The 10036-nt window shown below is 73.1% G+C and carries 6 protein-coding genes; 3 read left to right on the forward strand and 3 right to left on the reverse strand.

Features of this window, described 5'->3' with window-relative positions; translation table 11 throughout:
* Positions 1 to 90: 90 nt before the first annotated feature.
* On the forward strand, positions 91 to 2202 hold the full coding sequence (locus VP06_RS19980) for a GumC family protein (protein WP_048465543.1): 2112 nt from the start codon (positions 91 to 93) through the stop codon (positions 2200 to 2202).
* Between the two features lie 289 nt (positions 2203 to 2491).
* The gene (locus tag VP06_RS19985; RefSeq protein WP_053081950.1) at positions 2492 to 4480 is read left to right on the forward strand and encodes a right-handed parallel beta-helix repeat-containing protein; all 1989 of its coding nucleotides are present in this window, start codon (positions 2492 to 2494) and stop codon (positions 4478 to 4480) included.
* On the opposite strand, the gene VP06_RS19990 is transcribed toward VP06_RS19985, so the two are convergent.
* The 3 genes from VP06_RS19990 to VP06_RS20000 form a co-directional block, all read right to left on the reverse strand.
* The gene (locus tag VP06_RS19990; RefSeq protein WP_048465544.1) at positions 4410 to 5240 is read right to left on the reverse strand and encodes a WecB/TagA/CpsF family glycosyltransferase; all 831 of its coding nucleotides are present in this window, start codon (positions 5238 to 5240) and stop codon (positions 4410 to 4412) included. The genes VP06_RS19985 and VP06_RS19990 overlap by 71 nt on opposite strands.
* Positions 5241 to 5244: 4 nt before the next feature.
* Entirely contained in the window at positions 5245 to 6447 is a 1203-nt protein-coding gene (locus tag VP06_RS19995) for a glycosyltransferase (protein WP_245291247.1), read from the reverse strand.
* A 576-nt stretch (positions 6448 to 7023) separates the two neighbouring features.
* Complete coding sequence (locus VP06_RS20000; protein ID WP_048465545.1) at positions 7024 to 8028, reverse strand: Gfo/Idh/MocA family protein; 1005 nt, start codon at positions 8026 to 8028, stop codon at positions 7024 to 7026.
* A gap of 502 nt (positions 8029 to 8530) precedes the next feature.
* On the opposite strand from VP06_RS20000, the gene VP06_RS35175 reads away from it, so the two are divergent.
* A partial coding sequence (locus tag VP06_RS35175; protein WP_048465546.1) for a methyl-accepting chemotaxis protein occupies positions 8531 to 10036 on the forward strand: 1506 nt, incomplete at its 3' end.

Raw genomic sequence — 10036 nt, forward strand, 5'->3', positions numbered from 1 at the left:
CGGACGACGGGAACGCCGCGCGGTCCGGCTGTCTTGGAACGGGACGGATCCGATCCGCGGCGAGACTCTCTGAGGAGCCTTGGGCCCAACATGACCATGGTCGAGAATGTCCGCAACGGGCTGCTCGTCGGCGCATCCCCGCGGGAGGGCCAGGGGGAGCGCGACCCGTGGTTCCTCGATCCGCGGGAGATCCTGCGCACCATGCGCCTGCGCTGGTTTGCGGTGCTCGTGCCCGTCCTCCTGTGCCTCGGGCTCGCGGCGGCCTGGATGCACCTCAACCCGCCGCAATACGCCGCCTCGACGCAGATCCTGATCGACCCGCGCGGGCTCCAGGTGGTGAAGGACGGCCTGACCCCGCCGGACCAGGCGAGCGACGCGAGCCTCCTCCTCGTCGACAGCCAGCTCCGGGTCCTGACCTCCGACGACGTGCTCGGCCGGGTCGTCGACCGGTTCGACCTGACGCAGGACCCAGAATTCCGGGGGCGCGAGACCCTGATCGGCGCGCTCAAGGCGCTGGTCGCGCGCTTTGCCGGCCGCACCGAGTCGCCGGCCGAACCCCGGCTGACGGCGCTCAGGATCCTGCGCGACCGGGTCGGCGGGCGGCGCCTGGAGCGCAGCTTCGTGCTGGAACTCGGCGTCACCTCCGAGGACCGCGAGAAGGCCGCCCGCCTCGCGAGCGGCATCGCCGAGACCTACCTTGCCCGCGACGCCGCCATCCGCTCCGAGACGACCCGCCGGGCCGGGGAGGCGATCGAGGGGCGGCTCGCCGAGCTGCGCGAGGCCCTGCGCCAGGCCGAGGACAAGGCTCAAGCCTTCCGGGCGAAGCGCAACCTCGTCGGCACCCGCTCCCAGCTCGTGAGCGAGCAGCAGCTCACCCAGCTCAGCGAGCAGCTCGGTGCGGCCCGGGCCAAGGCCCTGGAGGCCGGCTCCCGCATGCGCCAGGTCGAGAGCGTGCTCGCCGGCGGGCGCTTCGATTCCGCCAACGAGATCGTCACGAACCCGACCATCACGGCCCTGCGCGGCCAGCTCGCCGGCGTCGAGCGCCTGCGCGCCGATGCCGAGGAGACGCTGGGCAAGCGCCATCCGAGCTACCAGGCGGCCGTGGTGCAGGAGAAGGCCCTGCGCGGGGCGATCGAGGCCGAGATCCGCCGCATCGCGGCGGCGAGCCGCAACGATTTCGAGGCCGCCCAGGCGAGCGCCAAGATCCTCGCCTCGACGCTGGAGCGGCGCAAGACCGAGGCGCTGAAGGTCGGCGACGACTTCGTGCAACTGCGCGAGTTGGAGCGTCAGGTCGAGGCGAGCCGGGCGGTCTACGAGGCGTTCCTGGTCCGGGCGCGCGAGTTGCAGGAGCAGCAGCGCCTCGACACCTCGGCCTCGCGCATCATTTCGGTGGCCTCCCCGCCGGAGAAGCGGATCGGCCCGCCGATGCCGGTGGTGGTGGTCGCCGCCCTCGTGGCCGGGACCGGCCTCGGCCTCGTCGGTGCCCTCGGGCTCGAATTGCTCGCCGGCCGCGTCCGCTCGCGCCGGCGCCTCGAGGGTCATCTCGGGCGCACCGGCCTCGACGCCCTGCCGCGTGCCCCGCGCAAGGCCGTCACCCTCAAGGCCGATCCGTCTGCCCGGGGTGACGGCCCCTACGAGGTGGCGCTCGCGCGCCTGCGCCACCGCCTCGCCGCCGCCGAGCCGTGGGTCAAGCCACTCGTCGTCCTCGTCACCGCGGGCGACGACCGGCTCGGCAAGTCCGGGCTCGCCTGTTCGCTGGCCCTCTCGGCGGTGGCCGACCGCGAGCGGGTGATCCTGGTCGATGCCGATCCGAAGGGCCTCCTGACCCGCGACCTCGGTGCCGCCGCGCCCCGGACCCTCGCGGATCTGCTGCGCGCCCGCGCCCCGTTGAGCGACGCCCTGGTGACCCTGCCGTCCGGCCTCCGGGTGCTCCCCCGCCCGTCGGACCTGCCCCGGGACCTCGCCGGGATCTTCGCCGAGGCGCTCCTGCGCAGCGACGCCGATCTCGTCGTGGTCGATCTCGGTCTCGTCGGCGGCGACGTGGTCACCGAGCGCCTGATCGCCGAGGAGCGCATCCCGACGCTGCTGCTGGCCGTCAGTGCCCGCCGCGGCCGGGTCGCCGCGGTGGATCGGGCGCTCAAGGCCATCGGCCCGAGCCGCCGGCCGAGGGTGGTCGTGACGGAGGCGGATGTGCGGGAATAGCGGGATCCGTTTTTCTCCCGACAGCCCCGCGCCCGCAGGAAGAGGAGACAACGTGCGCCTCGTCTGACCCGGGAATGCTCCGTCACACAGGCGAGGCTTCAGGCGCGTCTTGCAGGAGCGCATCATACCAACGGCCCAAGATGCTGACGCATCGGGCCGTTGACCCATCTCGAATTTTCGATGTCAAGCCAGAGGCTTGGCGAAAATTCGAGAACAGAACCAAAGGTCGTTTTCAACGACCGTTGGTATCATTCCACGATCCCAACCCGACAGGCTCCGGGAGAACCCCATGCGGACTCCGTTCGTCCTGATCGCCGCTCTCCTCGCCCTCTCTCCGGCCCTGGCCGCCCCGATCAAGATCCCGGTCGCGGCCGAGGGCACCCGGCCCGCGCCCGGCGGCGTCGCCACCCTCGCCGAGGCCCTGAGCGAGGCCCGCCGCCGCCGTACCCGCGATCCCCGTGCGGCGATCGTCATCGCCCTCTCGCCCGGCACGCATCGCCTCACGGAAGGCGTGCCTCTCGGCCGCCAGGATGGTGGCAGCGCCGGGGCGCCCCTGGTGATCCGCGGACCCGCCGACGGCTCGGCCCGCCTCGTCGGCAGCCTGCGCCTCGCGCCGGTCCCCCTCGATCCGGCGCTGGCGGCCCGTCTGCCGGCTGCGGCACGGGGCCAGGTGCGGGCCTACCGGCTGCCCCCGGCGGCGCGGGCGCCGGCCCGGATCCAGGCGCCCATCGTCCTCAACGTCCCGCCCGCGCCTCCGGCCTTCGAGGTGTTCGACGGCGAGGGCGCGATGCATCCGGCGCGCTGGCCGGCGGAGGGCTTCGCCACGGCGCAGGAGGGGGACGGGCCGGCCTTCACCCTGGCGGATCTCCCGCCGGGCGCCCTGCGCGACGAGCCGGACCTGTGGGCCGAGGGCTATTGGCGCTGGGGCTGGCTGTTCGAGGCGCTGCCGGTGGCGGGCACCCGCCCGAAGGAGTCGGGCGGGCGCCTGACCCTCGACCGCACGCCCTACGAGGGCATCCGCGCCGGCGCACCGATCCGCCTCGTCCACCTGCTCGCCGGTCTCACCCGGCCCGGCACCTGGTGGCGCGACGCGAAGGCCGGGATTCTGCTCGCCTGGCCACGGGGTGGGGAGACGGTCGAGGTGTCGGTCGCCGAGACGTTGCTGTCGCTCGACGGGACGTCGCATCTGCGGATCGAATCCCTGCGCCTCGCCATGGCCCGGGGCGATCTCGTGCGCGTGCAGGGCGGGCGCGACGTGGTGATCGCCGACAGCGTGCTCTCCCTGGCCGGCTGGCGCGGGGCGGTGTTCACCGGGGCGCAAGGCAGCGGCCTCCAACGCTGTGACGTCGCCGGGACCGGCGCCGAGGCGGTGATCCTGTCGGGGGGAGACCGGCGCACCCTCACCCCGGGCGGCCTGTTCCTGCGCGACAGCCGCCTCACCGGCTATGCCCGCCGCGCGCCGACCCAGCATCCGGCGGTCGGCCTCGACGGCGTCGGCGCCGAGGTGGCGGGCAACTCCATCCATGATTCGCCGGCCTACGCGGTCCACATCCGCGGCAACGACCACCGGGTGACGGACAACGAGATCGCGAACCTGCTGCACGGCGCCACCGATACCGGGGCGATCTATGCCGGCCGCGACTGGACCGCGCGCGGCAGCGTGATCGCGGGCAATGTCCTGCACGACATCCGGGGCGGGGCCGACACCGAGGTGAAGGGCGTCTATCTCGACGACATGGCGAGCGGGTTCACGGTCACCGGCAACCTGTTCCTGCGGGTCGACCAGCCGGTCTTCATCGGCGGCGGGCGCGACAACCGCGTCGAGGGCAACGTCTTCGTCGCGTCGAGCCCGGCGGTCCATGTCGATTCCCGTGGACAGACCTGGGCCCGGGACGCGGTCACCGATCCGCAATCGGAATTGCGCGCCGCCTATGCGGCGATGCCGGTGGACTCCTCCATCTGGCGGGCGCGCTACCCGCGGCTGCCGGGCCTGCTCTACGACCGTCCGGCGGTCGCGACCGGCAACGTCATCACCGACAACCTGCTGGTGCTGAGCGACCCGCCCCGCTTCACCGATGGCGGCGAGGCCGCCGAGCAGACCCTCGCCCGCAACCGCGGCCCGGCGACACGCGCGGCCGACCTGGAGGCGCGGATGCGAACCTCCGTGAACCCGGCCGATGTCGCCGGGCTCGCCGCGGCGAGCGGGCTCAGGCTGCCGACGATCCCGTCCGCCCGGATGCGCCGGTCCCTGACGGCCGGGGCGCCCTTCGGGCGCTGATCGCGTCGCGCGCGGCGATCGCGAGGAAGCGCGGGATCGTGTCGAGGTAGCGCCGCCACAGGCGCCGCGGCTCGCGGGCGACGCGATAGGCCCATTCGAGCCCGGCGACCTGGAGCATTTTCGGCGCCCGCGGGATGCGCCCCGTCGCGACGTCGAAAGCGGCGCCCACACCCATGGCGATCGTGCCCGGCAGGTGCGGGGCATGCGCCGCCATGAACACTTCCTGCTTCGGCGTGCCGAGGCCGACCCAGACGATCTGCGCCCCCGAGGCGCGGATGCGCGCCCGCATCGCCTCGGTCTCGGTGTCGGTGAGGGGTCGGAAGGGCGGCGTCTCGATGCCGGCCACCTGGAGGCCAGGCACCCGGGCCCGCATCGTCGTGGCGAGCAGATCGGCGACGCCGTCGCCCCCGCCGAGAAAGTAATGGCGCCAGCCCTGGGCCGCGCCGGCCCGGCACACCGCCGCGACCGATTCGATCCCCGGCACCTGCCGCGTGGTGGACAGGCCGCGCCAGCGGCCGATCCAGCTCACGGGCCGGCCATCCGCGCAGACGAGCAGGGCGTCGTGATGGGCGGCCCGCAAGGCGGCGTCGGTCTGCGCCCTCACCACCCCGTGGGCATCGCGAAACACCACGAAGGTGCCGGGCTGCGCCGGCCCGGCGGCGAGGCGGCGACCCAAGGCGGCGATGAGACCGTCCATGTCGGTGGCCGACACCGGAACGCCGCCGATCGTGAAGGAGGGAACGAGGGGATCGTGGGCCATGGCATCAGGTTCCCGTTCTGGCGGGAGCCGCCTCGGCCGCACGCGCGGCGATGGCGTCCCGGTAGATGTCGAGGAGGGCGCGGGTGGTGACGTCCTCGTGCCAGGCGCGCTCGTAGACCGCCCGGGCCTCCCGCCCCATGGCGGCGGCCCCCGCGGGATCGCCGGTGATGCGGCCGAGGGCGCCGGCGAGGTCGGACGGGTCGCCCGGCGCCGCGAGGAGGCCCGTCACCCCGTCCGTGACGAGGCCCGCGAGGGCGCCGATGCGCGAGGCGACCACCGGGGTGCCCGCCGCGAAGGCTTCCGCCACCACCATCGGCAGGCCCTCGTACCAGAGTGACGGCACCACCAGGGCGCAGGCCCGCGCCATCTCGGCCCGGACCGAATCCGCCGGCAGGGCGCCCTTGAGGTCGAGGCCCGGATGCCCGGCGAGCGCCTGCGCCAGCGGCCCCTCGCCGATCACCGTGACCCGCGCGCCCGCGCGGGTTGCGGCCTCGGCGAGGGTGGTCACGCCCTTCTCGGGGCTCAGCCGGCCGACATAGAGCAGGCCCTGCCGCGGGCCGTCCGTGGGGAGCCCCGGATCGGGCAGCCCGTTCGGGCGGATGCGGATCTTGTCCGCCGGGAGGCCCGCCGCGATGAAACGGTCACGGGCGAAGGGAGTGAGGGCGATGAGCCGGTCGACATCCCGCCGCCAGGTGCCGGCCCGGCGGTGATGGTCGATCATCCGGGCGACCGCGAGGGAGCCGGCGCGCGAGCCGCGGTAGCAGGCAAACCGCACCGCCTGATAGGGCGAGCCGGCGACGCACAGCTCGCAGGGCGCGCCGTCGCGCATCAGGAAGGCGTTGGCGCAGAGCAGGCGGTAATTGTGCAGCGTCTGCACCGTGGCGTAGCCGGCGGCCCGCGCCGCCGCGTGGATGCCGGGGGAGAGCAGCGGGAAGAAGTTGTGAACGTGGATCACGTCCGGCGCGAAGCGGCGCGCCGCCGCCATCACCCGGGCGATGCCCTCCGGCGCCTGCGGCGCCGCGACCGCCGCGCGCAGCCGGGAGAGGCCAGATTCGATCGCCCCGTTGTCGAGGAACACCGCCTCGACCGCGCAGCCCGCTCGGTCGAGGGCGGCGAGGTCGCGGGCCACCGCCGCATCCTCACCACCACGGACCTGGTAGCGGTTATGGGCGACGAGGACGCGCAGAGGAGGCGTGCCGCCGCTCATCGGTGCCGTCCGCGGGCCGCCGCCACCGCAGGGCGGACGAACGGCCTGCCCAATCGCGCGCGGCCCCCCGGTCCCTGCATCGTCCGACCGTCCTGGACGGCGGCGAGACGAGCGCGCCGGAATGCGTCGCGATGGCGAGTCCTTGCCGTCTTCGTCGTCATCGCTTCCACCCCGATCTCCGCACCCGCCCGGCCGCTCCGGAACGTTGACCGCTCGCCCGATCGCGCTGGATTCATCCCGCGTCGAGAGCATCCGGCCCGGTTCCGTCGTTCTTCCGAAGGATATCCGGGACGACGACGGGCCATGTGCCACTGAGATAACGCGTAAATCGGGGAGGATTCAGTTGCGGAAGACTACCGACGCCGCGGGGTCAGGGTGGTTTGACGCAACTCGTCATGCCGGCGTGATGATGGGAGGCATGGTTGTTCTAGACCACTCCCGGCACCGGCGGGGGGCGGAATTGTGCTGCGGCCGCAGCTACCTATCCGCCCTGGAGCGCGCAGGATGCCGTTAGGCCATGGGGCCCGCCGGCCGGGGTCGGGCGGGCCGCCCGGGTGTGACGCGATGTCCGACCCGTCAGCCCCGGGTAGCGCCCCCGGTCCCGCCGCGGGCCAGGATGGCCTCGACGACCTCCTGGACCTCCAGCGCCTCCGCCAGGGTGGCGAGGGAATGGGGCTCGCCGCGGGTCATCCGGGCCACGCCCTCGAGCTGGCGCCGCAGGGCGATCGGGCGGGCGCGCTCGTTCGGGATCGCGTCGGGCGCGGGCGCGAAGGTGCCGTCCGGTTCTCCCCGCTCGGCGATCGCCCAGTCGCGCAGGCGGACGGCGCCGGCCTCGCCCTCCAGCGTCCAGGTGTTGTGATCGTCGAGCGCGGTCTCGCCGACCCGCCCGCGCAGGACCACCGGCACGGCCCCGGCGGTGAACGTCGCGTCGACCGCCCGCTCGGAGCGGCCGGGTTCCGGAAACACCGCCTGCGCCCGGAGGTCGTCCAGGGGGCCGAGCAGGCGGCGGCTGAGGAACAGGAAATGCGACACCACCTCCCGGGTGAAGCCGCCCTCCTGCGGCGCGTCGAGCCAGCCCGCGGCATCGGCCTGCCAGCCCCGCGGCCAGCGCGCGAAGGCGACCTCGATGGTCAGGCGGCGCGGCGCACCGACCGCGCCCTCCGTGATCCATTGTGCCAGGGTGGCGACCCCGAGGGAGGAGGCGAACGGGAAGTTCACCGCCCCGCGACCGCCGGCCGTCGCCACGAAGTCGCGCGCCTCGGCGAGGTCGACGGCGAGCGGCTTCTCGCAGAACACGCTCCGCCCCGCGGCACAAGCCGCCCGGGCATGGCCGAGATGCGAGGCGGGCGGGGAGGCGATGTAGACGCAGTCGCTCGCCGCCACGACGGCGGCGGCCTCCGTCAGCAGGGGCAGGGAGGGGAAGCGTGCGGCGATGCGCGCCCGCGCCGCCGGATCCGGGTCCCACAGGGCGGCGATCCGGACCGCCGCGTCGTCCTGGCCGAGGATGGCGTTCACCATGCGCTCGCCCATGATGCCGGCGCCGATGATGCCGAGGGCGAGGGGGGATGAGGGCTGGCGCATCGGGGCTCCTGAATGCCGAGGCGCCCGTCATAATATCAACGGTCGTTGAAGACGACCTTTGGTTCCGTTCGCGGATCGTCGCCCAGCTCCTGGTTTGGCATCGACTCTTGAGCTTGGCATCGACCATTCGAGATGGGTCGACGGCCTCGTCGATCTCGGGGCTGCCCGAGATCGAATCGATGCGGCAGCATCTCCTGCCATTGCACCCTGCCAAAGCGCGTGGGCTGAGCCGCGCATCAGGAGGCGGGTGCCGGGCATCCGGGTGAGGGTGGCGGGAAGATCCTCGGCGATCTGCTCGGCGATGTGATCCTGCTCCGTATCGCCCCTGTTGGCTGGCGCGCCCGCAGGACGACGAGGGAGGCCAAACCGTCTTTGGTTCCCAGGGCCACAAAAAAATATCCTGACTGTCTCCCGTCCTGGCAAAAAGCATTTTTTAAGGAAATTACCTCAGCGTAACCGCGATATAACATACCATCTTACCGATAGAAATATGGGTCAAGCGATGTTCAGGCTCAGCATCGGCCGCAAGCTGGCTTTGTCATCGGCCGTCACGGCCTTGTTCGTCGGTGCGGCCGTCTACAACCAGTGGTCCAGCAACACGGAGATCCGTGCGGCGAACGACACGGTGGCGCGGGAGGAGACGATCCTGCGCGGGATCACGCAGGCGCAGCTCGCCGTCAGCCGGATCCAGCTGAGCGCCAAGGCCGTCGAACTGGCACGCGATGCCGCGGCGGCCGATGCGGCCGTGGCGGCGGCGCTGAACGAAGCGCAGGCTGCCGCCAAGGGGCTCGAACGGCCGATCGCGATCGCTCTCAAGCCCGAGGTCCTGCGGGAGAGCGGGCGCACCGTGCGGGAGCTGGCGGACGCGGTGAAGGCCTATGCGCAGATCGGCCGGGCGGATCTCTCCGGGCGGCCGGTCGATGCGGCGGCGGCGGCGGCGTCCCGTGCCGGGATCGCCGCCCTGATCGGGCGGGCCGAGACGACGATCGGCGAAGCGGTCGTCAACGCCAACCGCTTCACCCACGAGGCGATGACGGCCGCGTCGGAGCGGATCGCCTCCGCGACGCGGATCGGTCTGCTCACGGGCGCGGCGATGCTGCTCAGCCTGCTCACGGCGGTCGTCGTGCTGATGGTCAATATCCAGCGGCCGATCCTGCGGCTCGTGGCGGTGCTGGACCGGATGGCGGCCGGCGAGGTCGATGCCACGATTGCCGAGAGCCGGCGCGGCGACGAGATCGGGGCGCTGGGCCGCGCCGTCGAGACCATCAAGGCCATGGTCGCCCGCAAGGCGGCGGAGGAGGCCGAGCGGCGCCAGATCGCCGATGCGGCGGCGGCGGCGGCCCGTCGGCACGCCACGCTGGAACTTGCCAACGGCTTCGAGGCGGCGGTGGGCGAGGTCGTCCGCACGGTCTCTGCCGCCGCCACCGAGCTTCAGGCCACCGCCCGGTCGATGGCGTCGATGGCGGCCGAGACGGCGTCGCAATCGACCAGCGTCGCCGCGGCGGCCGAGGAGGCGGCGACCAATGTCGGCACGGTCGCGGCGGCGGCGGAAGAGCTGGGCGCGTCGATTTCCGAGATCGGCCGTCAGGTCGAGGGCTCGGCCGGTCTCGCCCAGGCCGCCGTCGGGGAGGCCGACAAGACCGGCCATCTCGTGCAGGCGCTGAAGACCACCTCGGCCCGGATCGGCGACATGGTCGGGCTGATCTCCAACATCGCCAGCCAGACCAATCTTCTGGCGCTCAACGCGACGATCGAGGCGGCGCGTGCCGGCGAGGCCGGCCGCGGCTTCGCCGTGGTCGCCGCGGAGGTGAAGGAACTGGCGAACCAAACGGCCCGCGCGACGGAGGAGATCGCCCGCCAGATCGGCGAGGTCCAGGGCGTGACCGACCAGACCGTGGGGGCGATCGATGCGATCACCGGCCGGATCCGCGAGATCGACGCCGTGGTCACCTCGATCGCCGCGGCCGTCACCCAGCAGGGGGCGGCGACGCAGGAGATCGTGCGCAAC

This window comes from Methylobacterium aquaticum (assembly GCF_001043915.1).
In the GTDB taxonomy this organism is placed as follows: domain Bacteria; phylum Pseudomonadota; class Alphaproteobacteria; order Rhizobiales; family Beijerinckiaceae; genus Methylobacterium; species Methylobacterium aquaticum.

Coding starts and splice junctions, on each gene's coding strand:
- VP06_RS19980 (WP_048465543.1), top strand. CDS start 91: ATGACCATGGTCGAGAATGTCCGCAACGGGCTGCTCGTCGGCGCATCC.
- VP06_RS19985 (WP_053081950.1), top strand. CDS start 2,492: ATGCGGACTCCGTTCGTCCTGATCGCCGCTCTCCTCGCCCTCTCTCCG.
- VP06_RS19990 (WP_048465544.1), bottom strand. CDS start 5,240: ATGGCCCACGATCCCCTCGTTCCCTCCTTCACGATCGGCGGCGTTCCG.
- VP06_RS19995 (WP_245291247.1), bottom strand. CDS start 6,447: ATGAGCGGCGGCACGCCTCCTCTGCGCGTCCTCGTCGCCCATAACCGC.
- VP06_RS20000 (WP_048465545.1), bottom strand. CDS start 8,028: ATGCGCCAGCCCTCATCCCCCCTCGCCCTCGGCATCATCGGCGCCGGC.